Here is a 26,842-nt window from a genome sequence, read left to right as displayed (position 1 = left end):
GTCAGGCAATGCACTTGTCACTGACCCACTGCTATCGGGGGCAAGCCCCCTCCCACACTGTCCGCGCATGACTAGGACATTTGTTTATGCCCGCTGCCCTCAATCGCTATTTCCTGGCATTGCTGCTGTTGCTGCCTTTGGCGGCACATGCAGGCGACGCCGAAGACTTCCTGGCCGCCAACCCCGCGCAACAAGCCAAGCTGCTCCAGGACTGGGCCGCCCAACCCGACCCGGCGCGCATCGAGTTGGTGGACGCGCTGCAACAAGGCCAGCTCACGCTCAACGGTGAAACCAAGACCGTACGCCTGAACAACCGCCTGCGCGGCCTGATCGACAACGTACAGGCCAGCCAGCAACTGCTCGCCGCCGACCCCAAGGTACGCCTGGCCGCTGCGCGAACCCTGCAAAAAACCGCGCAACCGGCGCAACTGAAATTCCTCGACCAGCAGGTCGCCGCCGAAACCAATGAGGACGTGCACACCGCCCTCAGCCTGGCACTGGCCAACCTGCAACTGGTGGACACCGACCCAGTGGTACGCCTGGCCGCCGTGCGCTTGCTCGGCAGCACCGGCGACCCGCTGGCACGTACCCGCCTCGAAGCCCTGCTCGCCCCCGGCGTGGAAGCCGACGCCAGCGTACACACCGCCGCCGAGACCAGCCTGGCGCAGGTCAAACGCAAACTGATGCTGGGTGAAATCCTCGGCCAGGCCTTCAGCGGCATGTCCCTGGGGTCGATCCTGCTGCTGGCGGCCCTGGGCCTGGCGATCACCTTCGGCCTGCTGGGCGTGATCAACATGGCCCACGGCGAAATGCTGATGCTCGGTGCCTACTCCACCTACGTGGTGCAGTTGCTGATGCAGCGCTATGTGCCCCAGGCCATCGAGTTCTACCCGCTGATCGCGCTGCCGGTGGCGTTCTTCGTCACCGCCGCCATCGGCATGGCCCTGGAACGCACGGTGATTCGTCATCTGTATGGGCGCCCGCTGGAAACCCTGCTCGCCACCTGGGGCATCAGCCTGATGCTGATCCAACTGGTGCGCCTGGTGTTCGGTGCGCAGAACGTTGAAGTGGCCAACCCCGCCTGGCTGTCCGGTGGCATCCAGGTGCTGCCCAACCTGGTGTTGCCGTACAACCGCATCGTGATCATCGCGTTCGCACTGTTTGTTGTGGTGCTCACCTGGCTGCTGCTGAACAAGACGCGCCTGGGCCTGAATGTGCGTGCCGTGACCCAGAACCGCAACATGGCCGCCTGCTGCGGCGTGCCCACCGGGCGCGTGGACATGCTCGCCTTTGGCCTCGGCTCCGGCATCGCCGGGTTGGGCGGTGTGGCGCTGAGCCAGATCGGCAACGTCGGCCCGGACCTGGGCCAGAGCTACATCATCGACTCGTTCCTGGTGGTGGTGCTCGGCGGGGTCGGCCAGTTGGCCGGCAGCGTCATGGCGGCGTTCGGGCTGGGCATCGCCAACAAGATCCTGGAGCCACAGATCGGCGCCGTACTCGGCAAGATCCTGATCCTCGCGCTGATCATTCTGTTTATCCAGAAACGCCCGCAAGGACTCTTCGCACTGAAAGGACGGGTGATCGACTGATGAACCAGCCATTGATGCTCACCGCCACGCAAAAGGCCGGCCCCAAAGTGACGATTGCCGTCGGCGCCGTGATCCTGGCCCTGCTGCTGGCCCTGCCGTTGTGTTCGCTGCTGGCGCCGGAAAACCCGCTGCATGTATCGGCCTACACGCTGACGCTGGTGGGGAAGATCCTCTGCTACGCCATCGTGGCCCTTGCGCTCGACCTGGTGTGGGGCTACGCCGGCATGCTGTCCCTCGGCCACGGGTTGTTCTTCGCCCTCGGTGGCTACGCCATGGGCATGTACTTGATGCGCCAGGCCTCCGGTGACGGGCTGCCGGCGTTCATGACGTTTTTATCCTGGACCGAATTGCCCTGGTATTGGGTCGGCACCGAGCACTTCCTCTGGGCGCTGTGCCTGGTGGTGCTCGCACCGGGCTTGCTGGCATTGGTGTTCGGCTTCTTCGCCTTCCGCTCGCGGATCAAGGGCGTGTACTTCTCGATCATGACCCAGGCCCTGACCTTCGCCGGGATGCTGTTGTTCTTTCGCAACGAGACCGGGTTCGGCGGCAATAACGGCTTCACCAACTTTCGCAGCATCCTCGGCTTTGGCATTACCGAGCCGGGCACGCGCGCGGTGTTGTTCGTGGCCACGGTGCTGTTGCTGGTGGCCAGCCTGTACATCGGCTGGCGCCTGGCGCAAAGCAAGTTCGGCCGGGTGCTGACGGCATTGCGCGATGCGGAAAACCGCCTGATGTTCTGCGGCTACGACCCACGCGGCTTCAAGCTGTTCGTGTGGGTGCTGAGCGCGGTGCTGTGCGGCCTGGCGGGCGCGTTGTATGTGCCGCAGGTGGGCATTATCAACCCCAGCGAAATGTCGCCGACCAACTCCATCGAAGCTGCGGTATGGGTGGCCCTGGGCGGACGCGGCACCTTGATCGGGCCGCTGCTCGGCGCTGGCGTGGTCAACGGCATGAAGAGCTGGTTCACCGTGGCGTTCCCGGAATACTGGCTGTTCTTCCTCGGGGCGCTGTTCATCATCGTCACCTTGTATTTGCCCAAGGGCGTGATCGGCCTGCTGAAGAAACGGGGTGAACCATGAGAATCACTGCGACGGCGGAATTTATGCTCGAACCTATCCTTGACGCCGGCAGCGGTCGCGATGCGATCGGTATCGGCCAGGCGGCCGGGACGGGCCTCGACACGCGCCACGGCACGATCCTGACCCTGGAAGATATCAGCGTCAGCTTCGACGGTTTCAAGGCGCTCAACGACCTCAACCTGTACATCGGTGTCGGTGAATTGCGCTGCATCATCGGCCCCAACGGCGCGGGCAAGACCACGCTGATGGACGTGATCACCGGCAAGACCCGGCCCAGCCACGGCAAGGCCTGGTTTGGCGAAACCCTCGACCTGACCAGCATGAGCGAAGTGCAGATCGCCCAGGCCGGTATCGGCCGCAAGTTCCAGAAGCCCACGGTGTTCGAAGCCTTGAGCGTGTTCGAGAACCTGGAACTGGCACAGAAGACCGATAAATCCGTATGGGCCAGCCTCCGTGCGCGCCTGAGTGGAGAGCAGAAAGACCGCATCGATGAAGTGCTCGACACCATCCGCCTCACCGCCTCGGTGCAGCGCCCGGCGGGGTTGCTGTCCCACGGCCAGAAGCAGTTCCTGGAAATCGGCATGCTGCTGATGCAAGACCCGCAACTGCTACTGCTGGATGAACCGGTGGCCGGCATGACCGACGCGGAAACCGAATTCACTGCCGAACTGTTCAAGCGCCTGGCGGGCAAGCACTCGCTGATGGTGGTGGAGCACGACATGGGCTTTGTCGGTTCGATCGCCGACCATGTGACGGTGCTGCACCAGGGCAGCGTACTGGCCGAAGGCTCGTTGGAGCAGGTGCAGGAAAACGAGCGCGTGATCGAGGTGTACCTCGGGCGCTGAGTTCGCTTTTCTGTAGGAGCGAGCTTGCTCGCGAAAATCGTTAACGATAACGCGGGCAGCCTGAATGCACGCGGCGCCCTCAGGTTTTTCGCGAGCAAGCTCGCTCCTACAGGGAATTGAGGAGGTTTTGAGAATGTTGCAAGTCGACAAGCTGCACCAGTACTACGGCGGTAGCCACATCCTGCGAGGGCTGTCTTTCGACGTGAAGGTCGGCGAAGTCACCTGCCTGCTCGGGCGTAACGGCGTGGGCAAGACCACCCTGCTCAAGTGCCTGATGGGTTTGCTGCCGGCCAAAGAGGGCGCAGTGAATTGGGAAGGCCAGGCCATCACCGGCTTCAAGCCGCACCAGCGTGTACACGCCGGGATCGCCTATGTGCCCCAGGGCCGGGAGATTTTCGGGCGGCTGACCGTGGAAGAAAACCTGTTGATGGGGCTGTCGCGTTTTCCTGGCTCCGAGGCCAAGGAAGTGCCGGCGTTTATCTACGAACTGTTCCCGGTGTTGCTGCAAATGAAGCATCGGCGTGGCGGTGACTTGTCCGGTGGCCAGCAGCAACAGTTGGCCATTGGCCGCGCCCTGGCCAGTCGCCCGCGCCTGTTGATCCTCGATGAGCCCACCGAAGGCATACAGCCGTCAGTGATCAAGGAAATCGGCGCGGTGATCAAGAAGCTTGCCGCGCGGGGCGATATGGCGATCCTGCTGGTGGAGCAGTTCTACGACTTCGCCGCCGAGTTGGCCGACCAGTACCTGGTGATGTCCCGTGGCGAAATCGTGCAGCAAGGCCGCGGTGAAAATATGGAAAGTGACGGTGTACGCGGTCTCGTAACCATCTAATCTGTAGCGTCCTGACAATAAGCCTGAGCCATGAACCTGCCCGTTTCCCCCGCCCTGTTCACCCCCAGCTGGCATGCCGCGCTGGAACTCGTCTACGCGCGTTTCGGCGATACCACGCGCCCGGTGATGCGTCGCCACCACGGCCCGCTGCGGGTGCAAAAGCACCTGTACGCCGAAGGCCCCGAAGTGTGCCAGCACATCATCGTGCACCCGCCCGGCGGGATTGCCGGCGGCGATCGCCTGGATATCAGCGCCCACGTCGGCGCGGGCGCCTGGGCGCAATTGACCAGCCCTGGCGCTGCCAAGTGGTATCGCGCGAGCGGCCCGGCGTTTCAGCAACTCGATCTCACCGTAGAAGCCGGCGCCACGTTGGAATGGCTGCCCCAGGAAACCATCGTATTCAGCGCCGCCCAGGCCGAGCTCACCACGCGTATCGAGCTGCAAGGCGATGCCCGCCTGTTCTACTGGGACGTGGTCGCCCTCGGCCGCCCGGCCAGTGGTGAGCGTTTCGACCTGGGCCACTTCCAATCGCACCTGGATATCCGCCGCGACGGCCAGTTGCTCTGGCATGAACGCCAGCGCATTGTGGGCGCCGATGGTTTGCTGGACTCGCCCATCGGGCTGGATGGGCAGCCGGTGTTTGCGACGTTGCTGGTGACTGGCGAAATCCCTGGCGAATTGCTTGAACAATGCCGTTCACTGCCCCACGCGGTGCGCGGCGACCTGACCCAACTGCCCGGCCTGCTGGTCGCCCGCTGCCTGGCCAGTGAAGCATTGCTGGCGCGGCAGTGGTTGATCGATTTATGGAAATTGTTACGCCCCGCCCTGTTTGGGCGAGAGGCGGTCTCACCACGAATCTGGAGCACATGAAGATCAAAATGTGGGAGGGAGCTTGCTCCCGATGGCGGCGGATCAGTCAGCACACGTATTGCCTGACCCACTGCTATCGGGAGCAAGCTCCCTCCCACACTTGATCTCTGTTGTATTTAAGAATGCATTCTTTGAAGGACCTTGAACCATGGACCTGACCCCACGGGAAAAAGACAAACTGCTGATTTTCACCGCAGGCTTAGTCGCCGAACGGCGCCTGGCGCGCGGGGTGAAACTCAACTACCCGGAAACCATCGCCTATATCTCCGCCGCCTTGATGGAAGGCGCCCGCGATGGCCGCACCGTGGCCGACCTGATGCACTTCGGCACCACCTTGCTCACCCGCGAACAGGTGATGGAAGGCATCCCGGAAATGATCCCGGATATCCAGGTAGAAGCCACCTTCCCCGACGGGACCAAGCTGGTCACCGTCCACCAGCCCATTGCCTGAGGCCCGGCCATGATTCGTGACGCAACCGAACACGACCTGCCGGCAATCCGCGACATCTACAATGACGCGGTACTCAACACCACGGCGATCTGGAACGAGCAACAGGTGGACCTGGCGAACCGCCTGGCCTGGTTCAGCGCGCGCCAGGGCCAGCGCTACCCGATCCTGGTCGCGGTGGAACACGATGAAGTGGTGGGCTACGCCTCATTTGGCGACTGGCGCCCCTTCGAAGGCTATCGCTACACCGTCGAACACTCGGTGTACATCCGTAGCGACCAGCGCGGCAAGGGCCTCGGCCCACGCCTGATGCAAGCCTTGATCGAACGCGCCGGCACCTGCGGCAAGCACGTGATGGTTGCCGCCATTGAAAGCGGCAACCAGGCTTCGATCCGCCTGCATGAGCGCCTGGGCTTCACGACCACCGGGCAGATGCCGCAAGTGGGCATCAAGTTCGGCCGCTGGCTCGACCTGACCTTTATGCAACTGACCTTGAACCCGGGCGCAGAACCGCCCAAGGAGTGAGATCGATGAGCGCCGCGCAATTACGTCGAGTCAATGCTGAAAGTTTTGCCCACTACCGCCTGGGCTTGATTGAGCTGTTGCTGGACGCGGTCAAGCACGGCGCCTCGGTCGGCTTCATGGCCGACTTCGACGAGGCCCAGGCCCGCAGCTATTTGAACGCTGTGCAGGCAAGTATCGAAGACGCCAGCCTGTTGCTATGGGTGGTGGTGCGCGATGAACAGGTGATCGCCAGCGTGCAACTGGCGCTGTGCCAGAAAGCCAATGGCCTGAACCGCGCCGAGGTGCAAAAGCTGCTGGTGCACAGCAGCGCACGCCGCCATGGCCTGGGCCAACAGTTGATGAACACCCTGGAACTCGCCGCGCGCCAGCACAAGCGCGGCCTGCTGTACCTGGACACCGAGGCCGGCTCGCCGGCCGAAGCTTTCTACCAGTCGCTGCGCTACACCAAGCTGGGTGAACTGCCCGACTACTGCCAAAGCCCGGACGGGCGCTACAGCCCGACCGCCATCTACTTCAAGACCCTGGGGCAACCTGCATGATTCCTGGTGAATATCAGATCCAGCCTGGCGACATCGAACTCAACGTCGGCCGCCGCACCGTCACCCTCAACGTGGCCAACAGCGGCGACCGGCCGATCCAGGTGGGCTCGCACTACCATTTTTTCGAGACCAATGACGCGCTGACGTTTGACCGCCCATTGAGCCGCGGCATGCGCCTGAATATTCCGGCGGGCACGGCGGTGCGGTTCGAGCCGGGGCAGAGTCGCGAGGTCGAGCTGGTTGATTTGAGCGGCGGGCGGCGGGTGTTCGGGTTTGCCGGACGGATCATGGGCGACCTTTAGGGCCTCATCGGGGGCAAGCCCCCTCCCACCTCTAATGTGGGAGGGGGCTTGCCCTAATGCCGTTCAGTTAAGGCTTTTTTGTAGGAGCGAGCTTGCTCGCGAAGAACTCACAGGCGCCGCGTTCACTCAGGAAACACGCGTTATCGTTGACGTTTTTCGCGAGCAAGCTCGCTCCTACAGAAGGCGATGTACGCTTAACTGAACGGCATTAGGGCTTGCCCCCGATAGCGATTTCACATTCAACACACATCTTCAGGGCACACACATGAAAATCAGTCGCCAAGCCTACGCCGACATGTACGGCCCCACCGTCGGTGACAAGGTCCGCCTGGCCGACACCGAGCTGTTCGTCGAAGTGGAACAGGACTTCACCGTCTATGGCGAAGAAGTGAAATTCGGCGGCGGCAAGGTCATCCGCGACGGCCAGGGCCAGAGCCAGTTGCTCGCTCACGAGGTGGTCGACACCCTGATCACCAACGCGCTGATCATCGATCACTGGGGCATCGTCAAGGCCGACGTCGGCCTCAAGAACGGCCGCATTCACGCCATTGGCAAAGCCGGCAACCCGGATATCCAACCCGGCGTGACCATGGCCATCGGCGCCAGCACCGAAGTGATTGCCGGCGAAGGCATGATCCTCACCGCCGGCGGCATCGACTCCCATGTGCATTTCATCTGCCCGCAGCAGATCGAAGAGGCCCTGACCAGTGGCGTCACCACCATGATCGGCGGCGGCACCGGCCCGGCGACCGGCACCAACGCCACCACCTGTACCTCAGGGCCTTGGCACCTGGCGCGCATGCTCCAAGCCAGTGACTCGTTCCCGATGAACATCGGCTTCACCGGCAAGGGTAACGCCAGCTTGCCGGAGCCGTTGATCGAGCAGGTCAAGGCCGGCGCCATCGGCTTGAAGCTGCATGAAGACTGGGGCACCACGCCCGCCAGTATCGACAACTGCCTGAGCGTCGCCGACCAATACGATGTGCAGGTGGCGATCCACAGCGACACCCTCAACGAGTCCGGCTTCGTCGAAACCACCCTCGCCGCGCTCAAGGGCCGCACCATCCACACCTACCACACCGAAGGCGCCGGCGGCGGTCATGCGCCCGACATCATCAAGGCCTGTGGCTTCCCCAACGTGCTGCCCAGCTCGACCAACCCGACGCGGCCGTTCACGCGCAATACCATCGACGAGCACCTGGACATGTTGATGGTCTGCCATCACCTCGACCCGAGCATCGCCGAAGACGTGGCCTTCGCCGAAAGCCGCATCCGTCGCGAGACCATCGCCGCCGAAGACATCCTGCATGACCTCGGCGCGTTCTCGATGATCAGTTCCGACAGCCAGGCCATGGGCCGTGTCGGCGAAGTGATCACGCGCACCTGGCAGACCGCCGACAAGATGAAAAAACAACGTGGCGCGCTGCCCGGCGACGGCCCCGGCAACGACAACTTCCGCGCCAAGCGCTACATCGCCAAGTACACCATCAACCCGGCGATCACCCATGGCATCAGCCATATCGTCGGCTCCATCGAAGTCGGCAAGTGGGCTGACCTGGTACTGTGGCGCCCGGCGTTCTTTGGCATCAAGCCAACCCTGATCCTCAAGGGCGGCGCGATCGCCTCCAGCCTGATGGGCGACGCCAACGCGTCGATCCCCACCCCGCAACCGGTGCACTACCGCCCGATGTTCGCCAGCTTCGGCAGCTCGCTGCATGCCACCAGCCTGACGTTTATCAGCCAGGCGGCGCAGGAGGCCGGGTTGCCGGAAACCCTGGGCTTGAAAAAACAGATCGCCGTGGTCAAGGGCTGCCGCAATGTGCAGAAGACCGACCTGATCCACAACGATTACCTGCCGGACATCGAGGTGGACCCACAGACCTATCAGGTCAAGGCCGACGGCGTGTTGCTGTGGTGTGAACCTGCGGATGTGCTGCCCATGGCGCAGCGGTATTTCCTGTTTTAACGGGGGCCACTCAACCCTGAACATGGCCTGCATGTCCAGGGTTGAACCTCTACTGGCAGAGTCACGCAAACTTGGTTTTGATCATCGCCTCCGTATATTCGTAGTTCAGTCGCAACTCGACACCCGCCGGAATGTCTTCAGTGGCAAACACAGCATTGAGCACATAGTTGGTCCTCACGCCTGGACGGCTGGTCGCGTGCTCGGCCTCTACCGCGAAAGGCACGGACTCCACGTTGTAACCGCCCGCTGCCTGTCGAACAGGTTTGCCATCGGCGTCATATTCGAAATGGGTGTTGATTCTGGAAATGATGGAGTCGCCCTCGATAAAGAGCGGTACGGTATGGAAAGTGCCGCCCTCAACGACTTTTGCCGTGCCGACGACCATGCCGAATGTCCCCTCCGAGGCCACAGACAAACTGCGCGGTAAAATCACCCCGCCGTACACCCCCACGATTTCTCCTTTGGCAATGGGCCGGTTGGCAACCACCATGGACTGCCCGACCAACGCGGCTTCTCCAGGGACTTTCACATCCTCGGCAGTGAACGTTCGCCACCGCAGTTTCTCTTCATAAAGCGCCCCTACCGCCTCAAACCCTTCAAACTTGATATAGGGTTTGATTGGCGTGGACGTATAGGTGTGACCTGAAGGCATTTTGACTTGCGTCTGCAGGCTTCGAATGCGAATGGGTCGGCCCTGCAGGTCCCGGAGGGGATACTTGCCGTTGTTGGCGCGGTTATAGCTACCCAACTTGTTTTGCTGGGTGGTGAAGTGAACGTCCCGCCGCATGAAGCTGAGCTCGCCCGCCGTGTAGGGCACCATCGGTATCGACTCCGGTACGGTGGCATGCGCCTCGCCAGACGCGCCTGTCCCGCCCCCGCCGGTCTCGCCTCTACGTCTCCAAACGCCGGCCACGTCAGGCTTGGCGACAATCCCGCTGCTGACCAGCTCGTAGGGGTTGCTCCGGCTCTGCACCCTCAACAGGTAATACTGCCCATCACCGGCATCCGGCATGCTCGCAATAAAATAGCGCTTGCCCTCGAACTCAATGGGGCGTGCCTGCGACAGCGCCAACACCGCCAAGCTGCCGGGAGCGGGCTCCACCAGCGCTTCAAGATCTCCCGACGCCATCGGGCGGGTAACGATCTCTTCGCGGGTCAGCGCATCAATCAACATGCCGTCGTCAATCACCAGCCGCGCTTGCAGCTCTTGGGCCCGGCGCTCATAGGCGTGGGTCGACAAACTCCCCTCGGTATATCTATCGAACAAAACGGCGAGTTCGTCTTGATAAGGTTTGCTTTGCGCCTCGAATCGCGAGCGGTATTTATGGGTCACATAGTCCTGCCAGAAGTCTCTGGACAGCAGCGCTTGAAACTCCTCGGGTGAGTTATCCAGTGCCACGATGCGTTCATAAGCAGCGTCCAGCATCGCCTGGGTAACCTTTCCAAGGCCGATGAACCGCGCATGTTGCGGCTGCCCCGGCAACTGCAGCCGATCCTTGAGGCCATACCGATAGGCCAGCCTTATTTCGACTTCTTCCAGTTTTTCCAACTGCTGGGTTTTCTGATCAGGCGTCAGGTTCGAGTTGTTAATGGCGGTTCTACGTTGATCGATATCGTTCAAGGCGACCTTCTCAACCTGGTCCAGACGAAACAGGCCTCTGGACAATGTCGACAAGACCTCGCCCTGGGTCGAGTCCAGGGCCTGGGCCCGCGCCTTGTAGACCATTGCCATGATTTCCAGATTACTGAAGGACAAGGCCGCACGATCGCAACACGTCGCCCTGCCTGCCCATTCGAACATCTGCTCGTGCAGGCTTTCAGACTCGGCGGAGTGTGCGCTGACGGTATCTATCACGTCCCACACCCGGCGCTGAAGATCCTCATGCTCAGCGGCGCCCGCTTGCAGGTCCCTGAGCACCTCGAAGAACCCATCGGCCCCGGCCTGCCCTCGCAGGCTGTCCCACTGGGCTTTTCGGCTGGCTATTTGCTCTTCGGTCAACCCCGCCGCCCAGCGCCGAAACGGTGCATCGGGCCGAGCCGCGGTGGCGACGCGGCTCACCTCGGCAGAAGCCGTGGCCACCAGGCGGTTGGGGTTACCGGGCGATGCCAGCCCCGCCCGTTCAAGTCGCTGGCCGTAGTCGCGCACTTGTTGCAGCGTGGCATCCGTCCAGGGGTTGTCGTTCGCATGCGTCACGTTATTGACCCGGGCGGTTTGCGCCAGGCGTTCGTCTGGCGGCGCAATGACGGACGCCGGTATGGTCGTCATGCGGTTGCCAGACAGGTCTATCCGGTCCAGCAGCGGCTGTTCGGCCAAACCGCTCGGCCATGTCTCAAGACCTGCGCGCGCCATGCTGAGCGAGCGCATATCCGTTATCTGGCTGAAATCGGGCGACAGGCGCAGGTCATTGTCATGGATGATCAAGGCTCTGAGGGACACGCGCTCGGACAACATCCTGGCAGTCTCCGGGCTCAAGCGAATCCTGTTGTTGTGCAAGAACAAACGGGTCAACCCACGCATCTCGCCCAGCGCAGGCGGGAGTTCGCGCAGCTGGTTGCCTGACAGGTCCAGCCAGCGCACCCCGCGGAACCGCGACAGAAACCCCTCGGGAGAAGCGCTCAGGCCCATATTGCTCAGCTTGAGCGAACCGACATGACTGAAGTCCACGTCAAGGTCGGGCAAGCTCGGCAAACCCAAGCCACTGAGGTCCAGTTCCAGGCCAATCCGGGTGCCGTCGTTGGCCAGCATCTGAGGGGTCTCCTGTCTCCAGCAGCTCAAGATCCGCTGCTGAGCTTCGCGCCGCGCCCGGTGCGCCACTGTATTGAGGTTCCGCTCACCTGGGCGGGCATACCGCTGATACGCGCCACCTCCCGAGAATGCCCAGGCATTGAGTTGAGCCTGGAGGACATCAAACGCTTGCTCAAGCCTGACCAGCTCGGCGTCTGCCCCAGGGCCCAGGTTCCAGATAAATTCCCGGGCCTTTTGAACGCCATAGCCTGGGTACATTTTGCGCACAATGCCCACCCTGGGGTTGCCGCTGTCAAACGCCTCATCAAGCCCACCGGGGAGCAAATCAGGCCGGTTTTCTCCCAGTCGTTTCCAGTAGCTGTCAAATTGTTGCCAGTAGTCTTCAGGAAACGCATTGTGATCCAGCAGCGTCACGCGATTGATCCGGGCAATCGCCGCAAGCTGCTCAGGTGGTGGATTCAGGTTGGCCTGGGGGACTTCTCGCAACCGGTTACGGCTGAGGTTGACGATTTCCAATGAGGTCTGGTTGTGCAACCCCGTTGGCCATTGCTCCAGTTGCGTCAGCATCAAATTCAACCTTTTCAGCTGGAGCATGCCGCTGAAATCCGGCGTCATGCCCAGCGGGTTGCCTTGCAGATTCAGTTCCTCAAGCGTGGTGAGCGCACTCAGCCTCGCTGCGCTTTGGGCGGTCAGCCGAATTCGATTGGTCTCCAGGCTCAGGGAGGTCAGGCCTGGCATGGCATCGATTGCCAGGGGAACCTCGGCAAGCTGGCAGTTGCGCACGCTCAAGCTTTTCAACGCGGTAAAATTCTTGAGCAGCGTGTCTACGTTGCTTGCGCCCCTGAAACCGGCGAGTTCGAGCGTTTGGACATGACTGAAGTCCCCGCTCAATGCCGGCAACGTTGTCCCCCGGCCATACGTCAGGGTTAACGCCGGCCCCGTCTCCCGGCGCCAGCAACGCCGGATGTCATTGGCAGTACGACCGGCCATGCCACCGTTACGATCAAATGCGGTAATCGCCAGTTGCGGGGTGTTTTCCTTGACCCACGCCTTGAGCGTCTTATCCAGGGTTTCGAATTCCGCCTCGCGGCGAGCCAGCCCAACCGATACATCCGTGCCCAATGACTGAATGAACTCGATAACCTGTTCGTCAGTGAACGAAGGAAACAGCGTGCGAACGCGCGCTTCGGGAGAACGGAAAGCCTGTGTGGTTTTTTTCAACAGTTGCCGAAAGCCCGGGCCGCCGCCCACTGCACGCATCGACGGATCAAACGCCGGCTTGCGGACCGGATGTTTCAGCAACACAGTGCGCAGGCGCTGGCGCGACAGCGGGGATTGCTGGATCGCCGGCTTCAATTGAGACGCCTCGCTAAACCCCATGGCTTGGCGCTCGCCCGGCGACATGATTTCCCAGGCAGCGGTGTAAAAATCCCCCGCCGAAAACCGATCGTCTTTCTGGATGACCAACGTCCTGGCGGGCAACGCATCCGGGGAGCCGATGGCATCCAGTATCGGGCCCTGCGCCGAATATTGGCGCAGTTCCACTCGCGTTCCTCGCCGCCACCCCGGCAGGGTTTCGAGGGTACGCAAGGCCAACCGTTGGCTGTCGAGGTCCGTCAGCGTGTCCAGGTGCAGCCCTTCATAGGCACGGGCGACACGTGCTTCCTGCTCAAACCATTTGGCCTGTTCAACCACGGCCTCAGGCAAGCGACCGCTGCCGCGAAAACGCTGCAACGCCTCGGCGCTCAGGTTTTCCAGCAGTTGGGTGGCCACGGGGGTCGAGAGGGCGGGGAAGTCCGCCTGCACCCGCTGAACATCGGGGTCATCCGTACGGGTCAAGGCTTTGTAGCGCTCATTCACCATCGAACCCTTGATGGCATCCACCTTGTCGGCAATGAATCGCCGCAGTTGGCTGGCCCGGGCATGCAACGGGTCCTGGGCGCTGCCGGGAATACCCGGCAGGTCCGCATCGACACCTTGCAACGTGTACAGCACCTCGTTAAGCAATTCGCCCCGATCCACGTTGCCCTGGCTGAGCACCACCATTCGCCTGTCGGTTGATGCAGGGCCGTCGCCTTCCCAGAGCACATTGGCGTCGCTGTCCAATACGCGAAGCAGCGGCGTCTCGGGCAACAGGCTGTAGCGCTGCATGCTTTGCAGCTGCAACACCGGATCAGCCTTCGCATAAACGAAAGGGTCGCTGCTGCGCATCTGCTCTACAAACGTGGTGAGCGTCTGATGGATCTCAAATCGCTTGAGGGTTTCCTCCAGGGTCAGGGGAACAGGCTCATGATTGACGAAGGTTTCACGCAATGTTTGCGGCTCGACCCCACTGATACGTACCTGGTCCGATGACTCGGCAAGCCCCAGGCGCCGCAACAGCGTCGGCTCGTCCCACGTCAGCGGCTCTTCGACTTCATGGCTCCAGGCACCTTGGTGGTTATGCTCCAGTTTCGGCGCATAGGCATCGGGCCGGGTCGGGTGCTGGATACGGTATTGCCCGGTATCCGCGTCTTGCCTGACCTGGTAATGCTTGCCCTCCAGCGCAAGCACCGTCCGGCCATGGTGCTGGTGCAGGCCAATCTCATTGGCCTTGGACTGCGGCGCAAGAGTGACCGTGGACTCATAGGGCCCGAGGTCAGCCTTCCACAACATCCTTTTTCCCGAGGGCATCGTGACCGGTTTGAAATTATCCAACATGCTCACGAACTTGATCCTGGGCACTACCTGGGACCCGGTGGCAAAGAACGCGGCATTGAGCGCCACGGAGGAAAAATGTGCCCACATCGCCCGGGTATCGCCCTGTTCAGCCGCTTCGATCCCTTCGAATACGTCGGAACACATCTGCGCCGCGCCCACCGCCAGCATGATCGGGCCCAGCCCCGGCACAACAAAGGCGGCCACGTTCAAAAAACTGAGCACCGCATCGAGATAGCCCTCTAAACGTTCCATGCGGGCCTTGCGGTCCTCGTCTCCGGTGGGCACGGCGACCGCCCTGGCATCGTCGAACACCTTGTTGATGAAGGCCTGGACCTGCTGCTCCCACAGCGCGGCGGTAAGGGGCGTCTCTTCCAAACGCAACCGCGCGGGCTCAGGCTTGAGCGGGTAATCGGTGGCCGGGTTGCCGTTGCTGGCAGGCTGGTACAACCGGTTGAACTGTTTAAAGAACGCCCCCTGTTCGCGCTGCGGGATAAACCGACTGAAGAACCGGCGATAGGACGCACTGTGCAAGCGCGACCTCAGATCAGCCATGAAGTCGGCACCCGATGCATACTCCTTGAGCGGTTGCTGCGGGTCATTGGGGATGTATGCCAGCAGGCGCTCAACCCTGCGACTGCTTTGACGGTCGGGCCCGATCAACAAGGGCCCGATCAAGGACACCCCAAAGATTTTCAATGCCGCGAACGTGACGGGGCGGCCGTCCAAGGTCGCGCCGGACGGGTCGGCAAGCACTTGCTTGAGCATGCGGTAGGCATCGGCACTGATGCCCGATTCAACCCGGCGGGTGCCAGGGCGAAGGGCAAATTGAAGGTTCGCGATCTCGCCGCTCAGCGCCAGCTGTTGACGCTGATGGGTTTGCAGTTGCTGCATCAGTGCGGAGCGCTCGGCGTTCCCTGTGGGGGTCAATATTTCCTTGAGGTGTTTTTGATACCGCGCGCCCAGATCCAACGTCCGGCACAGCGCGGCAAACGCATGAGGGGCGATGGCCACGGCCTGTTCGCTGAGCGCATCGAACGTCGGGATAATCTCGCCGTCATACGCGCCGAAGGTGGTAATGATCTGGCAGTCGTGACAGGAGGGGGCTCGTGCTTCGCCAGGCTCGAAATTGGCCAGGGCGGCCTCCAGCAGGGAGACAGCGCGATACCGGTAGCTCAGCGTCGGATCGTTCTGTTGCTCGAAGGCAAAAAAACCATAGAGGTCAGTACGCCCTCGTGGATACGCATATTTGCGCGCGAAGTAGACGCTTCTGACATCCAGGTCCAGGTTGAAGGTTCGCTTGATCGCCTCTTTGAGCGGCTGCTCGGCAAACGCCAGAATGTCGGTGATGCTCCCCAGGCTGTTTTCGATCGTGTTCAGCGTTTCACGAAAGGTGCTGTGGCTGTCTGCCAGCCGGGCCCTGGCGTCAGGCGAAGCTGTCCGATACCAGGAGGGTGGCTGGTGCATTTCATGGTTGCCGAGTTCTTCCTGTCGGTACGGGATGGCCTGGTTGAACCAGGTGGGTACGCGGTCTTTGAGAAAATCGTAATGAACACCCCGAAGGTCCGTGGTGAACGTGCCTTCGGGGAGGGTGGAGGATGTGACGGGTGTTGACATGGTGGATCGTCCTTGAGGGTTAGCCGAAGCCCTCAGCCTATCGAACGACCCAGTGTGGGTGGACTGTATAGCTACCGCATCTCAGGCGATCGGTGTGCGCACCTGGTCAGTGAACGCACACCGGGCGTACAGGGCGTCGAGCACACTAGGCAACGCTGGCGGTACGCCCCATCGCCTGGTCACAGAGCCTGCGCAGTATGGTTTTTCTTTCCTCATCCAAGATCAGAATGTCTGCATAGTATTGTTCGTCCGTCATCACCTGGCCGGGACGCTTGAGGGCTGCTTCCAGCAGCGGCTTGGCGAAAGCCACAACCGTCTGGATCTTCGCCATCTGCGTTTCCCATTGGACCAATGAGGTCCAACTGGCGTCGACATAGGTCTTGAGCGTGTCTTTTTGCTGCTGGGTTGCGCTGGTGTACCCAGCGGGGAGCTTGGGGTCTATAGCGCGCAACGCCGTACGTTGGGGAGGCGAAGCCTTTACCAGCGCCTGCGGTATGAGGGAAACGAGCGTTGCATAGTGCTGCCCCTGATCTCCCGGAGGAAGCGGGGGTTGAGCATGGGCCATGAACCAGTACCTCAATGAGAAATGAGGAGCTTATTCATGACCCACAAAGACCGGGCCTTAACTATGCAGGGCAGGTGCCGGGTCAGTGACTCCAGGTTTTGCGCGGTTCGAAAGCGGCTTTGTCAGCGAGTGCCTGCCACAAGGCCTTGACCTCGTCATCGGCGTCTTTAGGCATCACCACCTTCAGTTGGATAAACAGGTAACCGCGCTGCCCGCTTTTGTTCAGCAAGCCATGGCCCTTGGCGCGCATGCGCTGGCCGTTCTGGCTGCCGGCGGGCACCTTGAGGTTGATCTTGCCGGTCAGGGTTGGCACGGCCACCTCGGTACCCAGCGCCAGCTCCCAAGGCGCTACCGGCACGGTGATCACCAGGTTTTCGCCTTCCACCTCAAATTTGGGGTGCGGTGCAAACTTGATGATCAGGTACAGGTCACCGTTGGCGCCACCGCCAACACCCGGCGCGCCCTGGCCCTTGAGGCGGATGCGCTCACCGTCGGCCACGCCGGCGGGGATCTTCACGTTCAGGCTCTTGGTGGTGTTGCTGACGTGCCGCCCCGAGGCGTCGTATTGCGGTACCTGGAAGCTGATCTGCTTGGACTCGGTGGACAGCGTTTCCTCAAGAAACACCGACAATTGCATCTCCACGTCCTGGCCCTTGCGCCCGGCACTGCGGCGCTGGCCACCGCCGAAGGCATCGCCACGGCCGCCAAAGATCGAGCTGAAGAAGTCGGAGAAGTCCTCGGTGCCCTGGCCACCGCCAAAACCGCCACGGCTCTGCCAGCCTGGCGGGCCCTGGAACGGCTGGCCATGCTGGCCGTATTTGCGCAACTCGTCGTATTCGGCGCGCTTGTCGGCACTTTTCAGCGCTTCATAGGCCTCGGACGCATCCTTGAACTTGGCTTCAGCGTCCTTTTCCTTGCTCACGTCCGGGTGATATTTGCGCGCCAGCTTGCGATAGGCCGCCTTGATCGCCTTGTCGTCCGCCGTCGGCTCTACGCCAAGAATCTTGTAATAGTCTTTAAAGTCCATCTGGGGGGTCACCCTCCGTGATCGATTTCGCACAGCCAGCGGCACAGCATGCGCCGGATTGCAGCGTTTGAATTGACTGATCTCAATCCCAAGCCGATGGGTGCGTAGAAGTTTATCGGCAGTGCACGAATATCCTTGCACCCACCGACCGTATGCTGGACAAGTTGGGGACGAACCCTGGTCTTTCAAGGCGCAGTGCCCGCTATTTAACAGATAGTCGGCCTACGCATCTGCACGCGGGTGGCATACACTGCGCGGCCGTTTTTCAACCGGAACCCGATAGACATGGAAAACCCATCCCCAGCCCGTGCCTGCGGCATCGACTTTGGCACGTCCAACTCCACCGTCGGCTGGATCCGCCCCGGCGAGGAGACGCTTATCGCGCTGGAGGACGACAAGATCACCTTGCCGTCGGTGGTGTTCTTCAACTTCGAGGAGCGCCGCCCGGTCTACGGGCGCCTGGCCCTGCATGAATACCTGGAAAACTACGAAGGCCGGCTGATGCGCTCGCTCAAGAGCCTGCTGGGTTCCAAGCTGATCAAGCACGACACCAGCGTGCTCGGCACGGCCATGCCGTTCACCGACCTGCTGGCGCTGTTTATCGGCCAGCTCAAGAGCCGCGCGGAAGCTACCGCCGGCCGTGAGTTCGAAGAGGTGGTGCTGGGGCGCCCGGTGTTCTTCGTCGATGACGACCCGATGGCCGACCAGGAAGCGGAAAACACCCTGGTGGACGTGGCACGCAAGATCGGCTTCAAGGACATCTCGTTCCAGTACGAACCGATCGCGGCGGCCTTCGACTACGAGTCCACCATTGAAAAAGAAGAGCTGGTGCTGATTGTCGACATCGGCGGGGGTACCTCTGACTTCTCGCTGGTGCGCCTGTCGCCCGATCGCCGTCACAATGACAACCGCCACGATGACATCCTCGCCACCGGCGGCGTACACATCGGCGGTACCGACTTCGACAAGCAACTCTCGCTCGCCGGCATGATGCCGTTGTTCGGCTATGGCAGCCGGATGAAGAGCGGGGCATACATGCCCACCAGCCACCACATGAACCTGGCCACCTGGCACACCATCAACTCGGTGTACTCGCAAAAATCCCAGCTGGCCCTGGGCAGCATGCGCTACGACATCGAAGACACCGGCGGCATCGACCGCCTGTTCAAGCTGATCGAACAGCGCGCCGGGCATTGGCTGGCGATGGAAGTGGAAGAAACCAAGATCCAGCTGACCCACGAAGACAGCCGCCATGTGCTGCTCGACCGGGTTGAGCCAGGACTGAGCGTGGACCTGAGCCGCAGCTTGTTCGAATCGGCCATCGATGGCTTGCTGGAGCGCGTGCGTAACAGCGTCACCCAATTGCTCAATGACGCTTCGGTGGACGTGGCCCAGGTGGACACGGTGTTCTTTACCGGCGGCTCCAGCGGCATTCCGGCGCTGCGCCACAGCATCTCGGCGATGTTGCCGAATGCGCGGCATGTGGAAGGGAATATCTTTGGCAGCATCGGCAGTGGCTTGGCGATCGAGGCCAGCAAGCGTTACGGCTGCTGACCGGCGCCGATCTCACCCACTCCCTCTTCGACGCAGCGTTGTGGCGAGCGGGCTTGCCCCGCGTTGGGCTGCGAAGCGGCCCCAAAACCAGGCAGCGCGGTGTGTCAGTTAAAAACACATCGCCTGTAATGGGGCCGCTTCGCAGCCCAACGCGGGGCAAGCCCGCTCGCCACAGCAAGCCCGCTCGCCACAACAAGCCCGCGCGCCACAGGCCAGCCTGCTCGCCACAGTCACAGTGTTGCCCCTTCCCCTCCCACCTTCAAACCATCCCGCCGAGCTTCAATTCGCTCTTCAAATACGCGTAGTAAATCGGTCCTGCCACCACGCCCGGCAAACCGAACGCGGCTTCAAACACCAGCATCGCCAACAACAACTCCCACGACTTGGCACTGATCTGCCCGCCGACGATACGCGCGTTGAGGAAGTACTCGACCTTATGGATCACGATCAAATACCCCAGCGCCGCTACCGCCACCCAGATCGACAGCGACAGCGCGACGATGGTGATCAGGGTGTTGGACATCAGGTTGCCGATCACCGGCAGCAGGCCGAGCAGGAAGGTCAGCACGATCAGGGTCTTGGTCAGCGGCAGGTGGATGCCACACAGGGGCAGCACCACGGCCAGGAACACCGCGGTGAACACGGTGTTCAGCGCGGCGATCTTGATCTGCGCGAAGACGATATTGCGAAACGCCTGGACCAACAGGTGCAGACGGTCGAATAGCACGGCGGCCAGGGGTTTGCGTTTGGTCACGTCGGGCACGCGCTGCAGCGCGATGATCGCGCCGAGCACCATGCCGATCAACAGGGTGACGAACATGTGGGCGGCGTCTTTGCCGACCAGTTGCAGTTCGCTCAGGTGCTTGCTCAACCAATCGCCAATCGCCACGCGGAATTCAGCCGCGCTGGCAGGCAGGTAGGCATCGAGAAACGGCGGCAACTGGCCGCGCGCGCGATCGACCACACCCATGAATTTATCGAGGGAGGCCCCAGGGTTTTCCGCCTCGTGGAGCAGGAAGCTGATAGCGCCGGCGAAGATCAGGGCCAGCACGCTGACAATCAGGGTGCCGAGCAACGCCACCGCCAGCCAGCGCGCGCGCCGGCCTTCGATCAGCCGTTGCAGTTGGGGGGTGAGCATATTGACCAGTTCAAAGACCAACAGGCCGGCCAGCAGGCTGGGCAACAACTTCAGCGGCAATACCAGCAACAACCCGCCGAAAATGATGATGTAGCTGGCCAGCAATAACACGTGACGCTGAGAAAACGTTGGCATACAGCCTCAAAACGAACTGCGTTAAAGGATGTTGTAGGAGCGAGCTTGCTCGCGAAGGTCGCCAACGATAACGCGTTTACTCTGAATAAACGCGGGGCCATTGCGTTCTTCGCGAGCAAGCTCGCTCCTACAGGGGGCTGTGTGCGAGTGTCGCAGCCTTCTATGGCCTGGGGCTATTATTTCTTCAGGCAGGTGCTCATAAAGGTTTTGCGCGCATCACCGGTCAAGGCTTTGGTCTTGGCGTCCGCATTGCAATCCTTCATCTTCTGCTGCTGCGGCGTAAGCGTCTTCGCGTCATTGGCCGCCGGCGCCGACAGGCAGGTTTTCATGAACGCCTTGCGCTCGTCGCCCTTGAGCGTCTTGGTGGTGGCTTCGGCATTGCAGGTGGTCATCTTGTTTTGCTGGGCGGTAGCAGCGAAGCCCTGGGAACACAGCAGCAGGCCCATCATCAACAACGGAATACGCAGCATCTTCATGGAGTTTTCTCCCTGTTACCGTGCCGGGAGGCACGGCCTACCCAGCAGTGTAGCCAAACCTTGTTACATCTTCATCGGCTGCGGATATTCGTCCGCCGGTACTGCTCTGGCGTGCAGCCGGCCTGGCGTTGGAACATCGCGATAAACGCCGAGGCGCTGCTGTAGCCCAGGTCAAACGCCACGTGTTGCACGCTGCGCTGGCTGTCGAGGGCTTCGATGGCGGCGAGGTAACGCAGGCGCTGGCGCCATTCGCCAAAGCTCATGCCCAACTCGCGCACGAACTGGCGCGCCAGGGTGCGTTCGCTCACATGCACCTGCTCGGCCCATTGCGCCAGGGGGCGGTTGTCGCCGGGTTCCGCCTGCATGCCTTCGAGCACGCCAAGCAGCCCTGGGTGGCGCGCGTAGGGCAGGAAGCAATCGTGGATCGGCGCCTGCTTGAGCTGGTCGACCAGCACCTGGGCCAGGCGGATATCCGCCTCGCTGCGGGGGATGTTGACGTCTCGCAGGGCGAAGTCACTGAGGATGGCCTTGAGTATCTCGCTGATCGCCAGGGTGCAAGGCTGCTTGGGCAGTTGCTCGCAGAGTTGTGGGGCCAGGCCCACCGAGCGATAGACAATCGCCTGGGCATTGTAGGAGCTGTGTTCGGTATTCGGTGGTATCCACACGGCGTATTGCGGCGGCGACATAAAGCGGTTGCCGGCCACCTCCATCCGCATCACCCCGCTGGCCGAGTAATCCAGCGAGCCCCAGGAATGCCGGTGCGGCGTGCATTCAGTATCGGGGGCGAAATCGGAGTAGCGGAAGTACACCGGGCTCGGCAGCCGGGGGAAATCCGCAAGGCGTACGGTATGTCTGGGCATATTGTCTGGATACAAAGGTCGGTTGTCTGGATCGCAGTATAGGCTTCGATCCAGACAGGGGATAATCCTGCCTCATCAACCCACCTGGTTTCTTTCGATGCAATACGCGTATCCCCTGCTGGCCATTTTTATCTGGGCCGGCAACACCGTGGTCAATAAATTGGCCGTGGGTTCGATCTTCCCGGCTGAAATCGGCTTTTACCGCTGGTTGCTGGCGGCCGTGCTCTTCACGCCGTTCATGCTCAAGCCGGTGCTTGCCCAGTGGCCGATCATCCGCCGCAACCTGGGCAAGGTCTTCATCCTCGGTGTGCTGGGCATGGCCGTGTACCAAAGCCTGGCCTATTACGCCGCCACCCTGACCTCGGCCACCAACATGGGCATCATCCTGTCCCTGATGCCGTTGATGGCGCTGACCGCCGCGATCATCAGCCTGGGCCAGCGCCTGACCTTCGGCGCACTCACCGGTGCGCTGCTGTCGTTCGCCGGCGTAGTGGTGGTGGTATCGGCCGGCAGCCTGGGGGCGCTGCTGCAACACGGGGTCAACCTGGGCGACGGCATGATGCTGGTGGCGACCCTGGCCTACGCGGTCTACAGCACCTTGCTGAAAAAGTGGCAACTGCGCCTGCCGCCGTTGGTGTTGCTGTACTTGCAGGTACTGGTGGCGGTGCTGGTGCTGTTTCCGCTGTTCCTGTTCTCGGCCAAAGCCGGCCTGGGCTGGGCGAATATTCCGCTGGTGCTGTATGCGTGTTTGCTGGCTTCGATGCTCGCGCCGCTGGCATGGATGCATTCGGTGAAGACCCTGGGGCCGAGCCGCACGACGCTGTTTTTCAACCTGCTGCCGTTGATCACCGCGCTGATCGCAGCGCTGGTGTTGAAAGAAGCGCTGGCGCTGTATCACCTGGTGGGCGGTTTGCTGACCCTGGGCGGGGTGATTTTGTCGGAGCGCTGGACCACGCCGGTCGGGCGTCAACGCGCTGCAGCCTGAGCGATGGTTCTCGCGGCGCACCTGCTACACCCCGGCCGCCTTGAGCCTCTGCGCATGCTCGACGAACAGCCGGATCGGCTCCGCCCCCTTGCCCACCAGCCCCAGGGACTGGTTGACGATATCGAAATGATCCAACGCATAGTCATCGCCGATCACCACGCCCAGGTGTGAGCTGTAGCGCCCGACCATGCCGTCGCACTGGCCCTTTTCGCGCACGAAGCTGCGGGCGAACAGGCGGCAGCTGCGATTCGTCCCGTCCAGCAGGTTGCGCCCGCGGTCGGTCTTGCCCGGCTGCAAGGTGCCGGACCACGAGTAATAGCGCACGCCATTGACCTCGGCAGCCCCCTGCCCGCCCCACGTTGCTGGCAAGCCCTGGGGGTACGCACGGTTGAACGCGGCCACGCCGACGCTGGTGAGCGAATGGTGCGAGGCGTGCAAGTCAGCCTTGAAGCGCGGCCCGCGATAGCCGGTTTCCAGCACACCCATCACCCAGGCGACCCAATGAAACAGGGCACTCATGATCCGACCCCTGACGCTCTCCGCCGGGTAATGGGTGTGGATATGGTCAGCCAGTTCCGAACCATGGTTGGGCCCGGCCACCGAGGTGACCGACGCCACCCACTCCGGCACCCTGGCCGCCGCGTAGCGCGCGGTCAGCGCCCCCTGGCTGTGGCCGATCAGGTTGACCTTATCGGCCCCGGTCTCGCGGCGAATCCGCTCGATGTGCGCCAGCAACTGCTCACCCCGCACCTCGCTGGAATCCAGCGGCGCGACCTGCACCGCAAACACCTGCGCCCCACCCGCCCGCAGCGCCGGGACGATGCCATACCAGTAGGGAAACCACCCCAGGCGCACGAACCCGAGCATGCCGGGCACCAACACCAAGGGGTAACGCGTGGCTAACGACTGCGGCATGGGGCGAACGTCCTTGATCGATACAGGATAGGCGCAGGCTAGCCCAATCCAGCGACGAGCAGATGACACCGCCCAGTAAATCCAATAAAACTTTTTGCGTTGCGCGGCACTCACAACTGGGAGCGATCACGCCAGCAGAGCGTGGCGCAAAACCGGATTAGCACCAGGAGATTGAGATGACTGAAGCAAACCTGACTGACGTTGCGACCCTGCGCAGCCGCGCCCGCCAGAACGTCGAAAACGGCGCCGTGACCGAGGGCTACGACGCCGACCGCGAAGAGATCATTCGCCTGCTCAATGCCTCGCTGGCCACTGAACTGGTCTGCGTGCTGCGCTACAAGCGCCACTACTTCATGGCCAGCGGCGTCAAGACCCAGATCGCCGCCGAGGAGTTCCTCGAACACGCCACCCAGGAAGCCGAACACGCCGACAAACTCGCCGAGCGCATCGTGCAGTTGGGCGGCGAACCGGAGTTCAACCCGGACCTGCTGTCGAAAAACTCCCACGCGCAGTACGTGGCCGGCAATACGCTGAAGGAAATGGTCTACGAAGACCTGGTCGCCGAGCGGATTGCGGTGGACAGCTACCGCGAGATCATCCAGTACATCGGTGACAAAGACCCAACCACGCGCCGCCTGTTCGAAGAAATCCTGGCTCAGGAAGAAGAGCATGCCGATGACATGGCCGACATCCTGGAAAGCCTGTAACCCCTGTGGCAAGCCCTAATGCCATTTAGTTAATGGCTTTTTTGTAGGAGCGAGCTTGCTCGCGAAGAACTCTCAGGCGCCGCGTTCATTCAGGAGACACGCGTTATCGTTGACGTTCTTCGCGAGCAAGAACTAGGCGTCCCCCTCGCTCCTACAGAAGGCGATATACGCTTAACTGAACGGCATCAGGGGCCCCCCTCCCCCATTTTTGTTCGCGGTTTGGTCTGTCAGCCTTTCACCGTCTTTGGTGCCTTGCCTTCCCGCATCTGTTGCAGCAACGGCGCACACTGGTTCGGCGCATCGCCACTCGGCGCCACCAGCGCCAGCAAGCCGGCGGCCGGGCCGGCGATCACGCCCAGTGCGACCATGCCTGCGCCACGCAGGGCCAGGGGGATGGCTTTGACGCCGGCATTCGGCTTGATGAACGGGCCATTGACGTACAGCGGGGAACGCAACGAGAACAGGCGGAACCCTTTGGACTCCGGCGTGATGGTGAGGTCCAACTGCTCGGTGGCCATGTTCGCAGTGCCATCGACGTAGATGATGGCGTTCTCGGTATCGAACACAAACAACCGGGTCGTCGCCAGGCCGGTCTTGATGCCAAAGTCCGCCGCCGCGCAGTTGATCTTGACTTCCTTGTCGCCGAACAGGCGGCCCACCACGTAGTTACCGACGTTGAGCCCGGCGATTTCCATCAGGCCACGGCTGATGGCGCCATCGTTGATCAACATTTTCAGGTCGCCGTTGGAAGTGCCCAACAGCGCCGCCACGGAGTTGCCGCGCCCGGAAATATCCGCATCACCGTTGAGTTCGCCGAAGCTGGTTTTCATCGGTTCGAAAGTCGGGAACAGTTGCTTGAGCTTGAAGTTACGCGCGGTCAGTTTGGCCCGGCCTTCCATGGGCACCGTGCGGCCGTTCAAGCGGATCTGCGCATCCAGCTTGCCACCGGCCACCCCGAAGCGCAGGGGTTCCATGCTCAGCTCGCCGTCGTTGAGGACCAGGTGGGTATAGAGGTCGGTGAACGGCAAGTCGGCGCTGTGCACAATGCGTTTGCCGGTGAATTCGACATCGGCATCCATCACACGCCAGCGCTCGGTGCGGAACTCTTCCACCGGCAGCACTTTGTTCGCCGGTTGCTTGCTCATCCCACCACGGGCCTTTTGCTTGGCGTTGGAGTCGGCGCCGATCAAGGGCGCGAGGTCCGTCATCAGCAGTTGGTTGGAGACCAACGTGCCGCTGAGCTTGGGGCGTGGCTGGCTGGCGACATAGGCCAGGTCGCCGTGGATGTCACTGTTGCCGATCTTGCCGTTGAAGTTTTCGTAGCGGAACGACGCGCCATTGGCCTCGTGCAGCTTGGCGATCAGATGTCCGTCTGTGGAGTAGGCCGGTGAATCCGGCAAGGTGACGCCGGTCAATGGGTACAGGTTGCCCAGGCTGCTGCCGGCAAGTTTCAGGCGCAGGTCGAGGGCGCCCAGGTTGAGTGGGTCGGTCAGGGTGCCGGCCAGGGCGATACGGGTGTCGGCGATGTCCACCTGGGCCTGTAGAGGGAACGGCTTGGCCGCGTCCTGCAAGGCAAGCAGGCCGCCGATCTTGCCGGTGCCGTCGAGTTTCTGGCCGTGGTACTGGCCTTTGACCTTGAGGCCAAACGCGTAGTCCTGGGGGGCCGCGCCTTTTTCCAGGGCCTTCCTGGCATCGGCGTCACCGACGATTTCAGCAAACGGAATGGGCTGGCCCAGCGGGTCGATGATCACATCGAGTTGGGTCTTGAGGGTTTGATCGTCAAGGGTCACATGGCCTTTGTCGAAGCCGATGGTGCCGATGTCCACCACCCAGCTGGAAGGTTCGGCGCTGGGGTCCTTGGGGTCGAACGTGAAGGTCCAGTTGGCGCGGCCATCGGCGAGGCGCTGCAACTCGGCGCTCGGCTCAGTGAGGTCGATGCGCGGGATCACCACACGCTGGGCCAGCAAGGCCAGGAGAGAGATACGCAGTTCAACGCGCTTGAGCGTGACCATCTGCGGTTTTTTCGACCAGTCAGGGTTACCCAGGGTCAGGTCTTCGGCAATCACATGGGGCCACGGCACCCAGGCACGCCAACCGCCTTCGTCTGGCTCACGCTGCCACACCACCGCGAGGTTGCCATTGATGGCGAACGGACGATGCAGCTCTTCGGAGACCTTGGCATTGAGCGGGGGTTTGATGCGATTCCAGTCAAAGAACACCAGGACCAGAGCCACAATGGCAATTAATAGAACGAAGCTGGCGCAGCTCCAAGCGACGATTTTACGAGTGCGCGTCATTGCACAGGACTCCTGAATACGACTGGCTGAGCTACCCCTATAGAGCAGCCTATAAAACTACGACTGGTAAACCACACGGGGGTTTAACCCGATGCACGATTTAACCCGCGGATACCGGCTTTCCTGAC

General features: G+C 61.8%; 21 protein-coding genes and 1 pseudogene. 14 read left to right on the top strand and 8 right to left on the bottom strand.

The features are described from left to right. Positions 1-86: 86 nt before the first annotated feature. The 11 genes and pseudogenes from urtB to ureC all read left to right on the top strand — a co-directional run bounded on the left by urtB (position 87) and on the right by ureC (position 8,995). Entirely contained in the window at positions 87-1,589 is a 1,503-nt protein-coding gene (urtB, locus tag P2T68_RS04435; protein ID WP_041160828.1) for an urea ABC transporter permease subunit UrtB, read from the top strand. Continuing rightward, positions 1,589-2,668, top strand: coding sequence for an urea ABC transporter permease subunit UrtC (gene urtC, locus P2T68_RS04430; RefSeq protein WP_024073141.1), 1,080 nt, complete (start codon positions 1,589-1,591; stop codon positions 2,666-2,668). Before urtB ends, urtC begins: the two co-directional genes overlap by 1 nt. After that, on the top strand, positions 2,665-3,513 hold the full coding sequence (urtD, locus tag P2T68_RS04425; RefSeq protein ID WP_024073140.1) for an urea ABC transporter ATP-binding protein UrtD: 849 nt from the start codon (positions 2,665-2,667) through the stop codon (positions 3,511-3,513). Before urtC ends, urtD begins: the two co-directional genes overlap by 4 nt. 24 nt (positions 3,514-3,537) lie before the next feature. Beyond that, positions 3,538-3,624: pseudogene (locus tag P2T68_RS04420) on the top strand (outer membrane lipoprotein carrier protein LolA); the annotation flags it as partial. A 22-nt stretch (positions 3,625-3,646) separates the two neighbouring features. Continuing rightward, a complete protein-coding gene (gene urtE, locus P2T68_RS04415) occupies positions 3,647-4,345 on the top strand; it encodes an urea ABC transporter ATP-binding subunit UrtE (RefSeq protein ID WP_024073139.1) in 699 nt (232 codons plus the stop codon). Positions 4,346-4,375: 30 nt separating this feature from the next. After that, a complete protein-coding gene (locus tag P2T68_RS04410) occupies positions 4,376-5,215 on the top strand; it encodes an urease accessory protein UreD (RefSeq protein ID WP_277379093.1) in 840 nt (279 codons plus the stop codon). A 148-nt stretch (positions 5,216-5,363) separates the two neighbouring features. Next, a complete protein-coding gene (locus P2T68_RS04405; protein WP_069075162.1) occupies positions 5,364-5,666 on the top strand; it encodes an urease subunit gamma in 303 nt (100 codons plus the stop codon). A gap of 9 nt (positions 5,667-5,675) precedes the next feature. Beyond that, entirely contained in the window at positions 5,676-6,188 is a 513-nt protein-coding gene (locus P2T68_RS04400; protein ID WP_277379092.1) for a GNAT family N-acetyltransferase, read from the top strand. 5 nt (positions 6,189-6,193) lie between these two features. After that, positions 6,194-6,727 (top strand): GNAT family N-acetyltransferase, encoded by a 534-nt coding sequence (locus P2T68_RS04395; RefSeq protein WP_024073135.1) that lies wholly within the window; start codon positions 6,194-6,196, stop codon positions 6,725-6,727. Next, positions 6,724-7,029 carry an urease subunit beta gene (locus tag P2T68_RS04390; protein WP_024073134.1) on the top strand — a complete coding sequence of 102 codons (306 nt, stop codon included), beginning with the start codon at positions 6,724-6,726 and terminating at the stop codon, positions 7,027-7,029. The genes P2T68_RS04395 and P2T68_RS04390 overlap by 4 nt, the downstream gene beginning before the upstream one ends. 265 nt (positions 7,030-7,294) lie before the next feature. Further along, on the top strand, positions 7,295-8,995 hold the full coding sequence (gene ureC / locus P2T68_RS04385) for an urease subunit alpha (RefSeq protein WP_024073133.1): 1,701 nt from the start codon (positions 7,295-7,297) through the stop codon (positions 8,993-8,995). Positions 8,996-9,056: 61 nt separating this feature from the next. Here ureC and P2T68_RS04380 read toward each other — a convergent pair whose 3' ends face one another. From P2T68_RS04380 to cbpA, 3 genes are all read right to left on the bottom strand, one after another. Continuing rightward, positions 9,057-16,055, bottom strand: a complete 6,999-nt coding sequence (locus tag P2T68_RS04380) for an NEL-type E3 ubiquitin ligase domain-containing protein (RefSeq protein ID WP_277379091.1) — start codon at positions 16,053-16,055, stop codon at positions 9,057-9,059. A 145-nt stretch (positions 16,056-16,200) separates the two neighbouring features. Next, positions 16,201-16,620, bottom strand: coding sequence for a hypothetical protein (locus P2T68_RS04375; RefSeq protein WP_277379090.1), 420 nt, complete (start codon positions 16,618-16,620; stop codon positions 16,201-16,203). An 82-nt stretch (positions 16,621-16,702) separates the two neighbouring features. Next, a complete protein-coding gene (gene cbpA, locus P2T68_RS04370) occupies positions 16,703-17,647 on the bottom strand; it encodes a curved DNA-binding protein (RefSeq protein WP_024073130.1) in 945 nt (314 codons plus the stop codon). A gap of 285 nt (positions 17,648-17,932) precedes the next feature. Between cbpA and P2T68_RS04365 the strand changes: the two genes are divergently transcribed. Next, on the top strand, positions 17,933-19,201 hold the full coding sequence (locus P2T68_RS04365) for an Hsp70 family protein (RefSeq protein ID WP_024073129.1): 1,269 nt from the start codon (positions 17,933-17,935) through the stop codon (positions 19,199-19,201). Between the two features lie 259 nt (positions 19,202-19,460). Here the strand turns inward: P2T68_RS04365 and P2T68_RS04360 are convergent, their stop codons facing one another. The 3 genes from P2T68_RS04360 to P2T68_RS04350 all read right to left on the bottom strand — a co-directional run bounded on the left by P2T68_RS04360 (position 19,461) and on the right by P2T68_RS04350 (position 21,810). Continuing rightward, positions 19,461-20,474: an AI-2E family transporter gene (locus P2T68_RS04360; protein WP_024073128.1), complete on the bottom strand. Its 1,014-nt coding sequence runs from the start codon at positions 20,472-20,474 to the stop codon at positions 19,461-19,463. 176 nt (positions 20,475-20,650) lie between these two features. Further along, complete coding sequence (locus P2T68_RS04355) at positions 20,651-20,950, bottom strand: PsiF family protein (RefSeq protein WP_024073127.1); 300 nt, start codon at positions 20,948-20,950, stop codon at positions 20,651-20,653. Between the two features lie 71 nt (positions 20,951-21,021). After that, complete coding sequence (locus P2T68_RS04350; protein WP_024073126.1) at positions 21,022-21,810, bottom strand: helix-turn-helix transcriptional regulator; 789 nt, start codon at positions 21,808-21,810, stop codon at positions 21,022-21,024. A gap of 97 nt (positions 21,811-21,907) precedes the next feature. On the opposite strand from P2T68_RS04350, the gene P2T68_RS04345 reads away from it, so the two are divergent. Further along, positions 21,908-22,795: a DMT family transporter gene (locus P2T68_RS04345; protein WP_102625707.1), complete on the top strand. Its 888-nt coding sequence runs from the start codon at positions 21,908-21,910 to the stop codon at positions 22,793-22,795. 24 nt (positions 22,796-22,819) lie between these two features. On the opposite strand, the gene P2T68_RS04340 is transcribed toward P2T68_RS04345, so the two are convergent. After that, positions 22,820-23,710 (bottom strand): triacylglycerol lipase, encoded by an 891-nt coding sequence (locus tag P2T68_RS04340; RefSeq protein ID WP_024073124.1) that lies wholly within the window; start codon positions 23,708-23,710, stop codon positions 22,820-22,822. A gap of 176 nt (positions 23,711-23,886) precedes the next feature. Between P2T68_RS04340 and P2T68_RS04335 the strand changes: the two genes are divergently transcribed. Beyond that, positions 23,887-24,417 (top strand): ferritin-like domain-containing protein, encoded by a 531-nt coding sequence (locus P2T68_RS04335; protein ID WP_277379089.1) that lies wholly within the window; start codon positions 23,887-23,889, stop codon positions 24,415-24,417. 227 nt (positions 24,418-24,644) lie between these two features. Here P2T68_RS04335 and P2T68_RS04330 read toward each other — a convergent pair whose 3' ends face one another. Next, positions 24,645-26,714: an AsmA family protein gene (locus tag P2T68_RS04330; protein ID WP_024073122.1), complete on the bottom strand. Its 2,070-nt coding sequence runs from the start codon at positions 26,712-26,714 to the stop codon at positions 24,645-24,647. Positions 26,715-26,842 lie beyond the last annotated feature (128 nt).

It is taken from the genome of Pseudomonas sp. G11 (assembly GCF_029457515.1).
Taxonomy (GTDB): Bacteria; Pseudomonadota; Gammaproteobacteria; order Pseudomonadales; family Pseudomonadaceae; genus Aquipseudomonas; species Aquipseudomonas gorinensis.
Note: the sequence above shows the minus strand (reverse complement) of the source record. Positions and strands in the feature narration are given on the sequence as shown.